The sequence below is a fragment of the Sulfitobacter sp. LC.270.F.C4 genome (assembly GCF_032922545.1).
Lineage (GTDB): Bacteria > Pseudomonadota > Alphaproteobacteria > Rhodobacterales > Rhodobacteraceae > Sulfitobacter > Sulfitobacter profundi.
Genome location: NZ_CP136692.1, coordinates 2314860 through 2330666, shown reverse-complemented (window position 1 = coordinate 2330666; position 15807 = coordinate 2314860). Strand labels below are relative to the sequence as shown.

16 protein-coding genes are annotated in these 15807 nt (G+C 58.0%); 7 read left to right on the top strand and 9 right to left on the bottom strand.

Annotated elements, in window-relative coordinates:
• Positions 1-2: 2 nt before the first annotated feature.
• A complete protein-coding gene (locus tag R1T45_RS15275) occupies positions 3-1031 on the bottom strand; it encodes a branched-chain amino acid ABC transporter permease (protein WP_317389501.1) in 1029 nt (342 codons plus the stop codon).
• A gap of 103 nt (positions 1032-1134) precedes the next feature.
• The gene (locus R1T45_RS15270) at positions 1135-2481 is read right to left on the bottom strand and encodes a substrate-binding protein (protein ID WP_067628327.1); all 1347 of its coding nucleotides are present in this window, start codon (positions 2479-2481) and stop codon (positions 1135-1137) included.
• Positions 2482-2715: 234 nt separating this feature from the next.
• On the opposite strand from R1T45_RS15270, the gene R1T45_RS15265 reads away from it, so the two are divergent.
• The 4 genes from R1T45_RS15265 to R1T45_RS15250 all read left to right on the top strand — a co-directional run bounded on the left by R1T45_RS15265 (position 2716) and on the right by R1T45_RS15250 (position 7550).
• Entirely contained in the window at positions 2716-4008 is a 1293-nt protein-coding gene (locus R1T45_RS15265) for a helix-turn-helix domain-containing protein (RefSeq protein WP_317389500.1), read from the top strand.
• A 114-nt stretch (positions 4009-4122) separates the two neighbouring features.
• Positions 4123-4491, top strand: coding sequence for a response regulator transcription factor (locus R1T45_RS15260; RefSeq protein ID WP_067628389.1), 369 nt, complete (start codon positions 4123-4125; stop codon positions 4489-4491).
• Between the two features lie 6 nt (positions 4492-4497).
• Complete coding sequence (locus R1T45_RS15255; protein WP_317389499.1) at positions 4498-4800, top strand: hypothetical protein; 303 nt, start codon at positions 4498-4500, stop codon at positions 4798-4800.
• Positions 4800-7550, top strand: a complete 2751-nt coding sequence (locus tag R1T45_RS15250; RefSeq protein WP_317389498.1) for an ATP-binding protein — start codon at positions 4800-4802, stop codon at positions 7548-7550. Before R1T45_RS15255 ends, R1T45_RS15250 begins: the two co-directional genes overlap by 1 nt.
• Here R1T45_RS15250 and R1T45_RS15245 read toward each other — a convergent pair.
• Both R1T45_RS15245 and R1T45_RS15240 read right to left on the bottom strand, forming a co-directional pair.
• Positions 7547-7969, bottom strand: a complete 423-nt coding sequence (locus tag R1T45_RS15245; RefSeq protein ID WP_317389497.1) for a TIGR01244 family sulfur transferase — start codon at positions 7967-7969, stop codon at positions 7547-7549. The genes R1T45_RS15250 and R1T45_RS15245 overlap by 4 nt on opposite strands.
• Before the next feature lie 67 nt (positions 7970-8036).
• Complete coding sequence (locus R1T45_RS15240; protein WP_150120219.1) at positions 8037-8276, bottom strand: hypothetical protein; 240 nt, start codon at positions 8274-8276, stop codon at positions 8037-8039.
• Positions 8277-8384: 108 nt separating this feature from the next.
• Between R1T45_RS15240 and R1T45_RS15235 the strand changes: the two genes are divergently transcribed.
• On the top strand, positions 8385-8669 hold the full coding sequence (locus R1T45_RS15235; protein WP_067938722.1) for a DUF2312 domain-containing protein: 285 nt from the start codon (positions 8385-8387) through the stop codon (positions 8667-8669).
• Positions 8670-9339: 670 nt separating this feature from the next.
• Here R1T45_RS15235 and R1T45_RS15230 read toward each other — a convergent pair.
• Positions 9340-10454, bottom strand: a protein-coding gene (locus tag R1T45_RS15230; RefSeq protein ID WP_317389496.1) for an IS3 family transposase whose coding sequence is annotated in 2 segments (ribosomal slippage) — positions 9340-10205 and positions 10205-10454 — 1116 coding nt in all. Because the reading frame shifts where the segments join, the coding sequence is not laid out codon by codon here.
• 424 nt (positions 10455-10878) lie between these two features.
• Here R1T45_RS15230 and R1T45_RS15225 point away from each other — a divergent pair.
• Complete coding sequence (locus R1T45_RS15225) at positions 10879-11745, top strand: hypothetical protein (RefSeq protein ID WP_317389495.1); 867 nt, start codon at positions 10879-10881, stop codon at positions 11743-11745.
• A 254-nt stretch (positions 11746-11999) separates the two neighbouring features.
• On the opposite strand, the gene R1T45_RS15220 is transcribed toward R1T45_RS15225, so the two are convergent.
• The 4 genes from R1T45_RS15220 to R1T45_RS15210 all read right to left on the bottom strand — a co-directional run bounded on the left by R1T45_RS15220 (position 12000) and on the right by R1T45_RS15210 (position 15007).
• Positions 12000-12599: a GTP cyclohydrolase II gene (locus R1T45_RS15220; protein WP_317389494.1), complete on the bottom strand. Its 600-nt coding sequence runs from the start codon at positions 12597-12599 to the stop codon at positions 12000-12002.
• The gene (locus R1T45_RS15215; protein ID WP_317389493.1) at positions 12565-13098 is read right to left on the bottom strand and encodes a DUF4231 domain-containing protein; all 534 of its coding nucleotides are present in this window, start codon (positions 13096-13098) and stop codon (positions 12565-12567) included. Before R1T45_RS15215 ends, R1T45_RS15220 begins: the two co-directional genes overlap by 35 nt.
• Positions 13099-13573: 475 nt before the next feature.
• The gene (locus R1T45_RS21020; RefSeq protein WP_411041285.1) at positions 13574-13759 is read right to left on the bottom strand and encodes a DUF559 domain-containing protein; all 186 of its coding nucleotides are present in this window, start codon (positions 13757-13759) and stop codon (positions 13574-13576) included.
• Between the two features lie 6 nt (positions 13760-13765).
• Positions 13766-15007 carry a hypothetical protein gene (locus tag R1T45_RS15210; RefSeq protein ID WP_317389492.1) on the bottom strand — a complete coding sequence of 414 codons (1242 nt, stop codon included), beginning with the start codon at positions 15005-15007 and terminating at the stop codon, positions 13766-13768.
• Between the two features lie 74 nt (positions 15008-15081).
• Here R1T45_RS15210 and R1T45_RS15205 point away from each other — a divergent pair, with 74 nt between their 5' ends.
• The gene (locus R1T45_RS15205) at positions 15082-15264 is read left to right on the top strand and encodes a hypothetical protein (protein ID WP_317389491.1); all 183 of its coding nucleotides are present in this window, start codon (positions 15082-15084) and stop codon (positions 15262-15264) included.
• Positions 15265-15807 lie beyond the last annotated feature (543 nt).

The window sequence follows — 15807 nt, the reverse complement described above, 5'->3', positions numbered from 1 at the left end:
TCTTATTCCTCCATCACGCCGCGGCGACCCATCAGACCGCGCGGGCGGACCAGCAGGATCACGATGGCAACGACGTAGATGATGATCTGGTCGATACCGTAGATGATGCTTTTGATTTCATTCATGGAGGCGAGACTTTCGAGGATTCCCAGCAGGAACCCCGCCAGCACCGCGCCGGGCAGAGAGCCCATGCCGCCGACCACGACGACGACGAAGCTCAGCACCAGAAAGTCCATGCCCATGTGATAATTGGGTGAGTTGATCGGCGCATACATCACGCCCGCAAGCCCCGCCACGGCGGCGGCGATGCCGAACATGATGGTAAAGCGGCGGTCGATGTCGATGCCCAAAAGCCCAACGGTTTCGCGGTCTGCCATGCCGGCGCGGACAACCATGCCGAAGGTGGTGAATTGCAAGAAAGCAAAGACGGCGGCGATGATAACCGTGGAAAAGCCGAAATAGACCAGACGCCAGTAGGGGTAGGCCAGCGACGTGTCCAAGCCCAAGAGCGGCGCGAAGTCAAAGCTGCCTTTGAACACTTCGGGCGCGGGCGTGGGGATCGGATTGGCGCCGTAGAAATACTTGACCACCTCTTGCAACACGATGGCGAGGCCAAAGGTCACAAGGATCTGATCCGCATGGGGGCGTTTGTAGAAATGCTTGATCAACCCACGTTCCATGACAAAGCCGATCAACAGCATTACTGGGATCGCAAAGAGGATCGCCAGCGGCACCGACCAGTCGATAATGGCCTGCCCCATCTCGGGACCGAACCAGTTTTCGACATAGGGGGTTTTAACCTTCAGCGGATTTCCCAGAAAATCCTTCTGGGTCTCGCTGACAGTCTCAAAACTCAGCGTCAGCAACCGTTGCAGCGTGACCGAGCAGAAGGCCCCGATCATGAACAGCGCCCCATGAGCGAAGTTAACTACGCCAAGCGTGCCAAAGATCAATGTGAGCCCAAGCGCAATCAGCGCATAGGCCGAGCCCTTGTCGAGCCCGTTAAGTATTTGCAGAAGAACAGCGTCCATGGACCCCACCTGTTAGGGATGCGTTCACATGAGGGCGGGCCCCATGTGGTGAGAAAAGGGGGCGCGCGGCGCAAGGCCGATGCGCCCCCAAAGGTTCAGTGGATCAGGCGCCCGGGTTGCACTTGCCCAATTCGCCGCCGGCGAACATGGGGTGATCCGGGGCGTATTCGACCTGTGCACGCGGGGTGACCTCGACGATCTCCAGCGTGTCATATTCGTTGGTCGGGTTTTCCTTGCCTTTCATGACCAGCACGTCTTTGAAACACTGGTGGTCGTCGCCACGATACAGCACCGGACCGTTGCCCAGACCGTCGAACTCGAAATCTTCGAGCGCTTCAACGACACCGCAGGGGTTGAAGGTGCCCGCGCGTTCCACCGCATCCGCATAGAGCAGCGTCTGCACGTAGCAGGTGTGCGCGGAGTTGGAAGGCGGACGGCCATATTTCTCACCAAAGGATTTCACGAAGGCTTTGGAGCCTTCATCCTGTAACTGCCAGTTCCAGTTCATCGAGCCGATAACACCTTGCACGTTGGCACCGGCACCCGCGGCCATAAGCTCGGAATAGAGCGGCACGACGATCTCGAATTTCTTGCCGTTCACTTCTTTGTCCAGCAGGCCGAACTGCACCGCGTTGGTGAGCGAGTTCACCATGTTTCCGCCGTAGTGGTTCAGCACCAGCACATCGGCACCGGAGTTCAGAACCGGCGCAATGTAGGAGCTGAAATCCGTGCTCGCCAGCGGCGTCAGCACGTTGTTCACGGTCTCCCAGCCCATCGCTTCGGTCGCGGCGGCGATGGATTCCTGCTGGGTCCAGCCCCATGTGTAGTCGGCTGTCAGATGGTACGCGCGGCGGTCTTCGCCGTAAGCGTTTTTCAGCACCGGTGCGAGGGCGGCGGCGGACATGTAACCGTTAAAGAAGTGGCGGAAACCATTGGCCTTTTTGTCTTTGCCCGTGGTGTCGTTGGAGTGTGTCAGTCCGGCCATGAAGATCACGCCCGCTTCCTGACACAGGCCCTGAACCGCCACGGCCACGCCTGAGGACGAGCCGCCGTTGATCATCACAGCGCCGTCTTTTTCGATCATCGCCTTGGCGGATGCGCGGGCGGCGTCGGATTTGGTCTGGGTGTCGCCGGTGACATATTCGACCTTCTTGCCCAGAATGCCGTTCCCTTTCAGCGCCTTGGAGCTGAAGGTGTTCATCATGCCGCCGTCGCCCCCGCCATTAAGGTGCTCGACCGCAAGCTCTTGGGCGCGCAACTCGTCCAGCCCTTCTTCGGCATAGGGGCCGGTCTGGGGCACGTTAAAGCCCAGCGTGACCGTGCTGCCCGTGGGGGCATTGGTAAAGCCCGCGTGCGCCTCGGCGCGCAGATAGGTCGGCAGCGCCAACCCTGCACCGGCAACCGCGCCGGTCTGAATCAGCCCGCGGCGTGTCAGTTTCGTAAACGACATGAAGTCCTCCCATTTTTGTAAGTCGCGGCACCGGAACCTCCCCCCGATGCCACAACACGCAATAGTGCAAAGAAACTATGGCGCGGAAACTGAAAACCGATCAATAAGGCGCTTGATCGAAACGATTTTTTTGTAAATATATTCGCAACCGTCCAGGGAGGTTTGTAAAGAATATGATGTTGCGCCGCAGAAAGACCTTGAAACAACGCATGAATTATCGCGCGGCGCGGTCCCATGCGTGAGGGGCTGACCGGCAGCCGCATCCGCGAGCGGCGCGTGATGGCGGGGCTGAAACAGGCCGAGCTTGCGCAACAAAGTGGGATCTCGGCCAGCTATCTGAATTTGATCGAGCATAACCGGCGCAGAATCGGCGGGAAGCTGTTGCTCAATATCGCCCATGCGCTTGATGTCGAGCCGCAGGCGTTGACCGAAGGGGCCGAAGCTGCGCTGATCGCCACCCTGCGCGAAGCGGCAGAGGATGCAGCGCTGACCGGGCCCGAGAGTGACCGGGCGGATGAATTTGCCGGGCGGTTTCCGGGCTGGGCCAAGGTGCTTGCCAGCAGCCAGCGTCGCATCGCGGCCCTAGAGCAGACGGTTGAGGCGCTGTCGGACCGTTTGGCCCATGACCCGCAGCTTGCCACGTCGATGCATGAATTGCTGAGTACGGCCGCCGCCATCCGCTCGACCGCCTCTATCTTGGCAGAGACGGACAGTCTGCAACCCGAATGGCGCGACAGGTTTCATACGAATATCCACCAAGACAGCCGCCGCCTGTCCGACAGCGCGCAGGCGCTGGTCACCTATTTCTACAATGCCGCCGAGACCCGTGAGATGGCCCATTCCCCGCAGGCGGAGGTGGAAACCTTCCTCGCCGCGCATGACTACCGCTTTGACCCGTTGGAGCAGGCCCGCGCCCCGCAAGAGGCAATCGCGGCGCTTGTGGCGCAGGCCGATGCGCTCAAGACCAAGGCCGCGCAGCATATCGCGACGGGGGTGTTGCAGCAGATCGCGCGGGACGCGGCGGCGTTGCCCTTGGCGCGTTTGGAGCGGACCGTTGAGGAGACGGGCCATGACCCAGCCGAATTGGCGCGCCGGTTGGACCAGCCGATGGGCCGGGTGCTGCGACGCTTGGCCTCACTGCCCGATCTGGGCGCGGGGCTGGTGGTTTGTGACCGGTCGGGCAGTGTGACATTCGCCAAGTCGATTGATGGCTTCACCGTGCCGCGCTTTGGCGCTTGCTGCCCGCTTTGGCCGCTGTTCGCGGTGCAGGGCCAGCCGGGGCTGGTAGTGAAATCCCGCGTCATGCAGATGGGCCGGGGGCAGGCGCAGTTTGAGGCCATTGCGACCTGCGAGGTTCAGGCTGCCGCCGCCTATAACACGCCGCCCTTGAGCCAATCGGTAATGCTGCTTCTGCCGGTGCCTTCGGGTGCGGCCCCCGCGCAGCCCGTGGGCGCAACCTGCCGTATCTGTCCGGTCGAAGGATGCCGCGCGCGGCGGGAACCGTCGATCCTGCGCGACGGAATCTAGCAGGGGTTCAGGCAGTTTTTGACAGGGCTGCCAAACCGATGCATGCTCGCCCCGGTGCGCGTGACCCCGCAACAAGACGGGGCGAACGTACACCGAGGGGGAGATTTTTTGCCGATGAGCAAACTCGTAGTTCTGGTGGAGGACGAGGTGAATATCGCCGAGGCCATCCGCTTTTTGTTGGGCCAAGAGGGCTGGCGGGTGGAGACGCTGGCCAATGGATCGGGCGCGGTGGAGGTGATCCGCAAGGCATCGCCTGATCTGGTGATGCTGGACGTGATGCTGCCGGGCAAGAGCGGCTTTGAGATACTCGATGAGCTGCGTGGTGACCCGGCGATGGGGGAATTGCCCGTGCTGATGCTGACCGCGCGCGGCCAAAGCCGGGACCGCGCCATGGCCGAGAAGGCCGGGGTCAGCCGCTTTATGACCAAGCCGTTTTCGAACTCAGAGATGCTGGACGCGGTGCGCGACCTGATCGCCAGTTAACCCGCCATGCCACGCCCTCCGATCTTTCTGGAAAAACGCGGCTACCGCCAGCGGCGCATGATGGATGCGGTGCGGTTGCTGCCGTTTCTGGGGCTGATGTTGTGGATGGTGCCGCTGCTCTGGCCCGTGCCAGAGATCCTGCCTGACGCCACCGCCGAACCCACCGAGCCGACAATCGCGATGAGCGTGGCACTGCGCTATCTCTTCGGGGTTTGGGCGTTGCTAATTTTGGCGACATGGGCGCTCTGGCGGCGCACGCGCGATGTGGCGTCGGACGGGGGTGCCGATACCAAAGACGGGCCGCGCTGATGGTGTCGCTCAACCAGTTGGTCGCGGTCTGTCTGATGTATGTCGCGGGGCTGTTCATCGTGGCCTTTGCCGCCGAACGCGCGGCCCTGCGCGGGCAGGGCGGCTGGCTGCTGCGCTCACCGTTGGTCTATACCCTGTCGCTGTCGATCTACTGCACCGCTTGGACCTTTTACGGCGCGGTCGGCTACGCCGCGCGCTCAGGGTTGGAGTATGTGACGATCTACCTCGGCCCGTCGCTGGTGATGATCGGCTGGTGGTGGGGCTTGCGACGGCTGGTGCGCATCGGGCGGAGCCACCGGGTGACCTCAATCGCTGACCTGATTTCGTCGCGCTACGGCAAATCGAACACGCTGGCGATCGTGGTAACGATCATGGCCGTGATCGGCGTGACACCCTATATCGCGCTGCAATTGCAATCGGTTATCCTGTCGCTCTCGATTTTCGCCGCCCCCGATGTGCCTCTGGCCGAGGCAGGGGGCGATGTCATCAACCGCGGGCAGGCCGCCCTGTGGGTGGCGGCGGGGCTGACGCTGTTTACGGTGCTTTTCGGCACACGGAACCTGAACGTGAACGAGCGGCACCACGGCGTCGTCATCGCCATCGCGGTGGAGGCTGTGGTCAAGCTGCTGGCGCTGGTGGCGGTCGGTATCTACGTGATCTGGGGGCTTGCCGGAGGCTTGGGTGAGACCTTGGCGCGGATCGATGCCTCGGACATTGGCCAGTGGGAGGTGCAGGGCAGTCGTTGGGCCGCGCTGACGGTCCTTTCGGGGGCCGCGCTTTTGTGCCTGCCGCGCATGTTTCAGGTGATGGTCGTTGAGAATGACGACGAGCGCCAGTTGCAGATCGCCAGTTGGGCCTTCCCGCTTTATCTGATGCTGATGAGCCTTTTCGTCGTGCCAATCGCGGTTGTGGGGCTGGACTTGATGCCTGAAGGCGCGAACCCCGATCTGTTTGTCCTCAGTCTGCCGCTTAGCCAAGGGCAGAACGGGCTGGCGATGCTGTCCTTCTTGGGCGGTTTTTCCTCGGCCACGTCGATGGTGATCGTCGCCACGCTGGCGCTATCAACGATGGTCAGCAACCACATCGTCATGCCGATCTGGCTGGCGCTGCGGCGCGATGGGGCCACGCAATCGGGAGATGTGCGCAATATCGTGATCCTCGCGCGGCGGCTGTCGATCTTTTGCGTGGTAGGCTTGGGCTATCTTTACTACCGCGCCTCGGGCGGCAGCGGGGCGCTGGCGGCAATTGGCACGATCTCTTTCGGCGGGGTGGCGCAGTTTTTGCCAGCGATGCTGGGCGGCGTGCTCTGGCGCGGTGCCACGCGGGCAGGCGCGCTTTGTGGGCTGGGCACGGGTTTTGTGCTCTGGGTTTTCACCATGCTGCTGCCCAGTTTCGGCGCGGATGTGGCATTGTCGAGCGCGACCTTGGAGAGCGGGCTTTGGGGGCTGGCATGGCTGCGCCCCGAGGCGCTGTTCGGCATCGCCGGGATCGATCCGACCGTGCATGCGGTGGTCTGGAGCCTTGCGCTGAACACGCTGGTTTTTGTGGTCGTCTCACTTTTCAGTTTCCCCGCGCCGCTGGAGCGGCTTCAGGGCGCGCAATTCGTCAATGTCTTTGACCACTCCGGCCCGGCGCGGGGGTGGACGGCATCGGTCGCGGGCAGCGAAGACCTGATGATCATGGCGCAGCGGATCTTGGGCGCGCGGGAGGCGCAGGCGTTTTTCACCCGTGAGGCCGAGCGGCAGGGGCAGGGACAGCGGTTGCCGGAACCCACACCGCGATTCGTGCAGGCGTTGGAGCGGGAGTTGGCGGCCTCTGTCGGGGCGGCGACGGCCCATGCGATGGTGGCGCAGATCGTCGGCGGGGCGTCTGTTTCGGTGCAAGACCTGCTCGCCGTGGCCGACGAATCCGCGCAGATGTTGGAGTATTCCAGCCAGCTTGAAACCAAATCGCGGGAGTTGACCGAAACGGCGGCGCAGCTGCGCGCGGCGAATGAGAAGCTGACTCAGCTGTCGCTGCAAAAGGACAGTTTTCTGAGCCAGATCAGCCATGAATTGCGCACGCCGATGACGTCGATCCGATCGTTTTCGGAGATTCTGCGCGACGCGCCGGGCCTCACGGATGCGGATAAGAATCGCTACGCCACGATCATCCACAGCGAGACGATCCGCCTGACCCGGCTCTTGGACGATCTGCTGGACCTGTCTGTGCTGGAGAACGGGCAGGTGACGCTGAACCAGCGGGAGGGCAAGCTGCGCGATCTGCTTGATCTGGCGGTGACCACTGCGCAGGCCGGGGCCACGCGACCGCTTAAAGTGCTGCGCGATCCGCAGGCTGAGGATATCACCCTGACCAGCGACCTCGACCGGCTGGTGCAGGTGTTCATCAACCTTGTTACCAATGCGCGCAAATACTGCGCTGCAGATCAGCCGCAACTGGTGATCTCGGCACAGGTCACGGCGCAGGGGCTGGTGATCGATTTCGTCGACAACGGCCACGGGATCGACGCGGGCTCAGAGGCGCTGATTTTCGAGAAATTTTCGCGCATCACCGGAGAGGGCGATGGCGCAGGGCTCGGCCTTGCCATCTGTCGCGAGATCATGTGCCGCTTGGGCGGCGAGATCAGCTTTTTGGGGAATGTGCCCGGCACGGCGTTCCGGGTGCAATTGCCGCAGAGCGTCCTGACACCGCCTGCAAAGGACACCGGCCCAGTAGTCGGCCCCGTGGTCGGGGCCGATACGCGGTCTTAGCTGTAGCTCTGGCCCAGCATCGGGCGCATGTTCTCAAGGTCATAGCCCCCCTGACGCGCCGCTTCGATGATCGCGTCGCTGTCCATCTCCCCGGCCTGACCCAACGCCCAGGCGATGGTCGAACGGGTTCCGGAGGCGCAATATGCCAGCACGGTGTCATCCGTCTCGACCCCAAGGGCGCGGTTGTTGGCAATGACATCGGGGGTCATGGTTTGATGGGTCAGCGGCTGTTCGGCAAAGGCGATGCCTGCGGCCTCGGCCGCCTCGCGCATGGCGGCGGCTTGGTGGCTGGGCGGCACTTCCGCATCGGGGCGGTTGCACAGGATGCGGGTGATGCCTTGGGCGCGCAGGTTTTCCATGTCACCGGGCTCGATCTGCGGGGCGACGAAATAGCGGGGGGTGATTTGGCGAATATCCATGCGTCGATTTAAGCAGATGCAGCCGCTCTGTCCAGCACCGCTAAGACATGCTGCCATAGCCTGCCGATCAGGCCAGCGAAATTCCGAGGATCACCATCATCAGGCCGATGACGGATAGAAACAGCGCGCCCATGTTCAACGGCACCACTTTGCGCAATACAACGCGCATCGCCTCATCGTCCAGCTGCGCGCGTTTGGCACGGCTCACTTTGACGATGCACCAGCCAAGACCGAGCAATCCCAGAAGGGACAGACCCGCGCCGCCCCAGACCATGAGATCGAAAATAGATGTGTTTGCGCTTTCCATGGCGGCAGAGCTACGCCAAACCGCCAAGGGGGGCAAGTCCCGCTTGCGGGCTGGGCATCCAGCCTGTAGTCACACCCGCCAGAGCCAGCCAATCCGTGAGGACTTTCCATGAGCGATACCAGCACCAACCCCGATGTCGTCGAATCCCAAGGCGATGCGACCTACCGGGTCACCGCCAATGAGCTGCGCCAGTTCGTCGAGCGGATCGAGCGTTTGGACGCCGAAAAGAAAGACCTCGCCGAGCAGCAAAAAGAGGTGATGTCCGAAGCGAAATCGCGCGGCTACGACACCAAAGTGCTGCGCAAGGTGATCGCCCTGCGCAAGCGTGACAAGGACGACATCGCCGAAGAAGAAGCGGTGATGGAGATGTATAAAGAAGCTCTCGGGATGTAGTCAGAGGTTTTTAAGTGTCTGATATGTAGCGATAAAAATACGGGTGTTGTGCAGGGCTCCAAAAGTGTTGTGCAACGCCTGTTTTTTTAGGGAAAACATGATGCCCGAGGGGGCTTCATAGAGACGTAGTGGGCAAATTAGTTAAAGTTTCGTAACTTATTGAAATTTAATATAAAAAATAGATCCATTAGATTTTGGAATGGATTTTTCAAAGAAAAAATATTTGATTTCCAGTGGCTTAAGCGTTCCGGGTGAGTGTGCCGTTCGTACCTCTTTTTGTGCCATGAAGCTTGTGCCATTGAGTTTTTCCGGAACGTTCCAAAGCAGTTCTATGGAACACTTGAAGCAACTGTTTTTTAACAACAAAAATGATCCTGTGCCGTCGTGTCAAATAGATGGCCACCTGCGCATACCTTGCGGGTTTACAGAAGTTTTTCCGACAACGACGGCCCCAGAATGTTAAGGCAATAGGAGATTCCGACCGTCGGAAATTTCTGTGGCTATTGTTGAAGCGTCAAGATGCAACTTTGATACGTTCACATTCGACTAAAGAAAAAACTCCAACGTTTGAGAACTTTGTTTGCTCAGAATTCCTATGCGGGGGGGGGATGGGCCAACAAAGCGACTCTTCGCGGGCATCTTTTCCGTGACCTGCTCCCCATTGAGTCCGCTAATTTAGGTTAGCTCTGTTCAGGTTTTGGTCCTCTTCTGACCTGTTAGCATATTCGACTGGCGTCAGGCCAGCGAGGCTTGTGTGTGGGCGGTGGTGGTTGAAGTCGGTACGCCACGCAGCGATCAACTGGCGGGCATGGCGCTGGTTGTCGAACAGGTGCTCGTTTAGACATTCATCCCGCATCCTCCCGTTGAAGCTTTCCACGAACCCATTTTGCATGGGCTTGCCCGGTGCGATGTAGCGCCAGTCAACCTTTCGTTCTTCCTGCCATTTCAGGATCGCATTCGAAGTTAGCTCTGTGCCGTTATCGCTGACCACCATGCAGGGGTAGCCGCGCATCTCAGCAATGCGGTCCAGCTCACGACCCACACGGTCGCCTGAGAGCGATGTGTCGACCACGGCAGCCAAACATTCGCGGCTAAAGTCGTCGATCACGTTCAGAATGCGGAGCCGGCGACCGCAGGACAGGCTGTCGGACACAAAGTCGAGCGACCACCGTTGGTTTGGCCCCTGCGGGATCGCCATCGGCGCTCGGGTGCCCACTGCACGCTTGCGACCGCCACGTATACGGACTGTTAATCCCTCTTCGCGGTAAATCCGGTACAGCTTTTTCCAGTTTACTTGCCAGCCTTCGCGTTTGAGCAGGATGTGCAGACGACGATAACCAAACCGCCGCCGCTCAGACGACAGATCCTTCAACCGATCTCGCAGATCAGTATCCGCTGGCCGCTTCGACGTACGCCGATAAACACGCGGGTCGATCCCAGCCAAGGCGCACGCCCGCTTCTGATTGTATCGTTTCTCTGTCATGGCCCAGGTCACCGCGCTTCTGCGTGAACCGGGCCTCAAAAGTTTTTTCCCAACATCTCCTTGAGCGTTGAGACATCCATCATCTGTTCCGCCAGAAGTTTCTTCAGTTTCGCATTCTCAGCTTCCAGCGCTTTCAACTTCTTCGCGTCGGACACCTCCATGCCGCCATACTTAGATCGCCATTTATAAAACGTCGCATCACTGACGCCATGCTTGCGACAAAGCTCCTTCGCGCCAAGCCCAGCCTGATGCTCCTTCAATATCACGATTATCTGCTCTTCGCTGAAACGGCTTCTCTTCATCGTCTGTCTCCTTTTGAGAGAACAGGCTAACTCAAAAACCGGACTTTTCAGGGGAGCAGGTCACATGCAGCGGATGCTCGGCATGCCACCCAAAACCAACCGGACAGCGAAGGGCAGGCGAGCAAATCGTAATGAGGCATGGCTACGATCAGGTTTCGCATTGAAGCTGCAGTGATCTCTATTTCCGTCAAAAGACATGATGCGACCTCCATGCGTTCTTGGTTGTCAGAACACTTTTTTGTAAGTTAGGCTGTGCCGCCGGAGTGAAATAGAAAAACAAGCTTTAACAGCATCTTCCGCGATAATGGGGCTTGTATTTCCTTCCTTAGCAACAATGTATGGCGTTATAATATTCCGAAAATCAGGCCAGCAATTTCGCGCGGCAAGTTTCCTCGCGCACGTCATGAAGTATCAAGGAGAATGCATGAAGGTTCGCACGGGTGAGATAGGCGACATGGTCACCGACATGAGCGCCGCCGAACTGGAACGCGAGATCGCCTCACCCGACAAGCTTAGCATCTGGGAGGGAACGGCCGGGTGGAGGAACTTGCAGGTGGCTTGGGCGCCCTTTGATACCGTCGAGAATACGGCCCGCATCGCGATCTTTGGTGTGACTCCTGGGCGGGAGCAGATGGGCAATGCCCTGCGCGCCTATCACAAAGCACGTCTGTGCGGCTCGGACCACCTGGCCGCAGTGCGCTACGGCAAAGGCACCGGTGCCTTCTCGGGGGAGATGCGAGACACGCTCATCCGTCTCCTCGACGAGGTCTCGATCCCGCGCCTCCTTGGCGCAAATTCGAGTCATGCCCTTTGGGGCGCGCAGGCCAAACAAGTCCACTTCAGCTCAATACTGCGCTGGCCCGTCTTCTGCGACCGAAAGGACAAGCATAAGATCCTGCATCCTCTGCAGAATTACACCGGTGGAACCCCGTCGATCACCGGCCAGAGGATCTTCATAAGCATGCTGAAGAATGTGCTTGTTCCGGAGATCCTTCGCTTGCCAGAGGACTGCCTCATCGCGCCATTGGGCTCGGCGGCCCAAAAGGCCATGACTTATGCCCTGTCTGGCGTCTCCGGCTTTGATCGGAAGCGGCTCCTCATCGGGCTTCCGCACCCCAGCGGTGCTGCGCGCGACGTTTCAAGCCAGTTTCTTGGCGATCCGCCGAGCCACACACGGACGAAACCGCTCAACCCGGCGTACCGGGAAGATGCAATGCGCCTGCGCCGTCAGGTGGAGGGTTTGATCACGGACGATCAACGGCCGACATGCCTCGCCCCCATACCTCTCTGAACATGCAAAGGCAGATTTAGCTCTCGTCTGTCAGCTCCATGTTGAGCCGGGCCATCCAGTCATTGTCCATTAGCGACACATCCTGTCAGCATACCATGGTGCCGGATTCCGTTTTGACGGTGACTTTGGCCCGCCACCTGCTGATCCCTCAATCATACCGGGGCTCCGCGCGCGCAGTGGAGGGATTGAAGCGCAGAGAATCCTGCCGAAAGTGGACAGTCCGAGGGGCGCATTTGATGCCTGAAAAGCCCGACTCAGTTGTCAGTCCCAAACGGCTTCATCATATGGCCCAGTTTCTCAGCTTTGGAGCGAAGGTAAGGCTCATTCAGCGGAGTTGGTTCGCTCATATGCTCCTCACGGAGGACATTGATTCCGCAACTATTCAGCCCCAACACTTTTCGCGGATTGTTCGTCAGAAGTCGACACGATGCCACGCCGAAATGATTTAGGATAAAAGCAGCCCTTTCGTATTCGCGAGGATCAGCGGGTGAGCCAAGTCTATCGTATGCTTCTGCAGTGTCCAAGCCTTCCGTCGCGGTCAAGTTCATACCTCTAATCTTGGTCAGCAAGCCCGCGCCGCGCCCATCGCAGAGCATGTAGATGAAAATTCCTCCCTCTTCCTGAATGCGATGGAGGGCGGTTTCCAACTGCCAATGACAGTCACAATCCGTGCTTTCAAAAATTTCACCTGTGTAGCAAGCGCTTTGGACACGGACTAACGGATTACCATCTTCGAATTTGGAAACCAACGCGAGCACGTTATCTTGCTCGTTGTCGGACCAAGCGAAGTCGTAGAGTTCAAAAGAACCGTATTTGGTACTAAGCGGTGATTTGGCTATCTTTGGCTGCAGCATCTTCTGTCCGTTTCTCCAATACTTTATTTCCATTTTCACCGGAGAGCATATCAGGCTCAGGAATTAACCCTTCCCAAGAGTTATGCACCGAACGGGCGACGTGCGTGACCTTCCGAGCAAGCAGTTTGTCCGGTTCCGCTGCATTGGCGAAGTCCTCGTCCTTGAAGTCGTAGTTTGCCTTCTGCTCTTCCAGTTCGCGCTGCGCTCGCCTATACAAAACCCACAGACGCTGCGGTTTTCTGAGCTGCAACCAGCTTGTAAGTCCGCCTGCGGTCACTGATAAAATCGATGGTAGAACTTTGGCCAAGAATACCCCTTCACCCAGGGTAACGAATAAGGGTGCAAGCAATGTAAATGCTATGATAGTCGCAAAACAGATTTGAGCTTCCATCTTGTTGTGATTGGCTTTTTCGCGCATTCCCTTCCGCACTGACTTGTAATATTCGAGTGCAGAATCGAACTTATCTTCGGGGACGGTAACGTCTTTTCGCCAGCCCATACAAATCCTCTATACGATGAATTGGCTCCGTTCTGGGCCAACCGCTTCCAACGGCTTTATGCCGCAATTGGCAGGTTCTTCAAGTATGCGGCAACGTAGAATGGCCTTGAAACGTCTTTTTCAACAGTACTGAGCGAGACCTGTTTCAGAACCTGCCCGGTGTCGACTTCGAATTTATTGGAATGCTCACCTCGTTCGCGCAGCGAAGGTGCGGAGTCCTCTGTCAGAGTCGATCATGTCGGCGCCGGCCGGGCCGGCTTGGTTGAAAGTCTGCTTCCGTAGTGAATCCGTAGACCGTTCGCGGCTGCGGGGCGCATCGGATGACCGGTCCCAGCCCAAAGCCGTCATCGATGAACCGCACAGCGGACTGTAGCTCGATCATGGTTGTTGCAGCGAGAACAATCGCCTTAGACTTGATGGATTTCAGGGATTACCTATCAGCGCAAACCTATGAGGAGCACCTTAGATTCGAAACCTATCTCCGTATCCGGGCCCTGGCTATTTCGACCTGACGCAGGGCCAAGTTAGGATTGTCGAAGACGATCTGGGCCGGAATGCGCAAGGTACTGTAACCATCACTTGCCAAATCTTCGTCTCGCTTCTTGTCACGTGCGACTGCCTCGGGTGAGGAATGATAGGTGGCACCATCGATTTCTACCAAGAGCTGCTAATCAATCAGAAAATCGGCACGATACTGATGTGACGCATTGCTCCCGTGGATCCGAAACATGCCAAGGCCCACTTGGCCGCGCAAGCGCATGCCTTTGCCGACAAGTGCTCCTGGTCCGGTCTGGAGGTCGTAAACATCTACAATGGCATCAAGAAAGGCTGTCTCGGCAGGCGAGTCACAGCGCCACCTGATATCATCCACAGACACAGGAGCGTTTTTTCTGGCCTCGATCTCGGTCTCGTGAGCGCGGTTCTGCTCGGCGTTCTTGATGTCATCAAAGACACTCCAGCCCGTAAACGCGGCCAGCCCCCAGACAAGTGGAAAGATGAAGCCTATTCCTATGCAGGTGACAGTGATGAGAATTCGCCAGAGGAGGCTTAGCTGTTTGACGTCTTCTCCAGGTAATCTCTTACCACGGTCGTGCCCATAGGTTATCTTAAGTGGTGGGTCATTATCGGCTAAGGCATCTTCAGCACTATGTCCAAGAGGAGCTTCGAGAACGGCTGGTATTTCGCGGGCTGACTCGCTCCCGTGTGCGGCAGATTCACTGCGTTCCTCCTGCTTTGCAAGATTTGGGGATTTAGGAGCCTTTGCCAATGTATCCGTTTCATCTTCTACTCCTCCCATAGCGAGATTGAGACCCGTCAGGCCGTTGACAATCTCCAGATGCGTCGCAAGCTCTTTGGAAATGTCGTGAAAATGGATGAGGGCTTTGTGGTTGCTCGGCGAGGGGAGCGCGTAGACGTCGCCAACAAGTGGCTGTGAAGGCGTTTCGCTGTGCGAGGGGTGCCGTCTCTCGAGGGCCACGTCAAGGTCTTCGACTTCGACCGCCATCAGAATGGTGCAGTTCGGAAAGTAAAAGACCGGCATCCTCCCGTCGTCACAAATACCAAAATCCTTGGCCCTTCCTTTAACAAATTTCGGTATCTTGCTGGCTTGAAGAAAGAAGGAGGAGAGGTACCTTGCTGCCGGTCCATCTTCGTATTGGTGGTATTTTGCCAGTGATCCGTCGTGCAGTCTAAACCAAATATCAGCACCGAAGATTCTGTGCATCATGAGTCCTGTGTGATCATCCTTACGGATATCGTCTTCAATGCATATGAATTGCCCAAACTCCGGCGGGTCAGCGATAAAGACATTTTCCAGTCCCGGTGGTCGCAACTGCGGTGTCACGCAATCTGGCGTGCGGCCTGAGTTTTCGTCGAGCCGGTGAATCGTTCGGGAGATATTCAGGGGCATACAGCCTCATTTCTGTATTGCTGACCGTCAGCTTTTATAAAAACGAGGCAACTTTCAGTTCAAATGGAATAATTGTGCAAGACAAGCTGCACATTCCGGAACATCCGGGCACATATGTCTCCATTTTTTCGAAAGAATTGGCCCTCGAGTTTGAGGCGATGGGTGTTGCGCACGAGGCGGTCAAGGATGGCCTCTGCAAAGGTTTGCTCACCGATGAGGTCATGTCAGGTTTTGAGTGGCAGTTGGGATATGATTAGGATTGAGCCTGCGCTGTAGCAATCTTCGACGATTTCCATCAGGTCGTTCGCTGGGCGCGGTGCCACCGCGACTTTGCATAGGGCGCTATCTGCGCATCGCTGCCGTTCGTCGAGGCCGCAGCGAAGGTCAGCTGTCCTCCTTAAGCGGCAGCATTCATGGAGGACGGGTTACTGTTCAGGCGGTATTGGGACTACTGTGAGAAATCAGAGGAAAAATCAGTGGTTCTGATCAGAATGAATTTCATTAGAGGCAAGTGGGCAAGAACGATCAGGATGTTCGAAAAGGATCATCTGTAGCTTCTTACACAACAATTCTGATAAGCATCAGGCACCAAAAAACGTTATCTAATGATTTCAAGGGCTTATATGGAGCCAAAAAACCCTCTGCACAACATACTGCCGTCCTTGAGATGTATAAAGAAGCCTTGGGCATGTGAGCGCCCGGCCGCAGCGGAACTGAATTTTCCGCGCGGCCTTGAATGCCTGTCACCCGTGCCCATTTGCATCGGGCGTCTGCGCGGTCTCCGCGACGCCCGATGGTCT

Bases quoted from the DNA above. Each gene is read 5' to 3' on its own strand.
- R1T45_RS15260 (WP_067628389.1), top strand. From the start codon at position 4,123: ATGAGCAAACTCGTAGTTCTGGTGGAGGACGAGGTGAATATCGCCGAG.
- R1T45_RS15240 (WP_150120219.1), bottom strand. From the start codon at position 8,276: ATGGAAAGCGCAAACACATCTATTTTCGATCTCATGGTCTGGGGCGGC.
- R1T45_RS15220 (WP_317389494.1), bottom strand. From the start codon at position 12,599: ATGCTGCAGCCAAAGATAGCCAAATCACCGCTTAGTACCAAATACGGT.
- R1T45_RS15235 (WP_067938722.1), top strand. From the start codon at position 8,385: ATGAGCGATACCAGCACCAACCCCGATGTCGTCGAATCCCAAGGCGAT.
- R1T45_RS15270 (WP_067628327.1), bottom strand. From the start codon at position 2,481: ATGTCGTTTACGAAACTGACACGCCGCGGGCTGATTCAGACCGGCGCG.
- R1T45_RS15215 (WP_317389493.1), bottom strand. From the start codon at position 13,098: ATGGGCTGGCGAAAAGACGTTACCGTCCCCGAAGATAAGTTCGATTCT.
- R1T45_RS15265 (WP_317389500.1), top strand. From the start codon at position 2,716: ATGCGTGAGGGGCTGACCGGCAGCCGCATCCGCGAGCGGCGCGTGATG.
- R1T45_RS15255 (WP_317389499.1), top strand. From the start codon at position 4,498: ATGCCACGCCCTCCGATCTTTCTGGAAAAACGCGGCTACCGCCAGCGG.
- R1T45_RS15245 (WP_317389497.1), bottom strand. From the start codon at position 7,969: ATGGATATTCGCCAAATCACCCCCCGCTATTTCGTCGCCCCGCAGATC.
- R1T45_RS15210 (WP_317389492.1), bottom strand. From the start codon at position 15,007: ATGCCCCTGAATATCTCCCGAACGATTCACCGGCTCGACGAAAACTCA.
- R1T45_RS15225 (WP_317389495.1), top strand. From the start codon at position 10,879: ATGAAGGTTCGCACGGGTGAGATAGGCGACATGGTCACCGACATGAGC.
- R1T45_RS15275 (WP_317389501.1), bottom strand. From the start codon at position 1,031: ATGGACGCTGTTCTTCTGCAAATACTTAACGGGCTCGACAAGGGCTCG.
- R1T45_RS15250 (WP_317389498.1), top strand. From the start codon at position 4,800: ATGGTGTCGCTCAACCAGTTGGTCGCGGTCTGTCTGATGTATGTCGCG.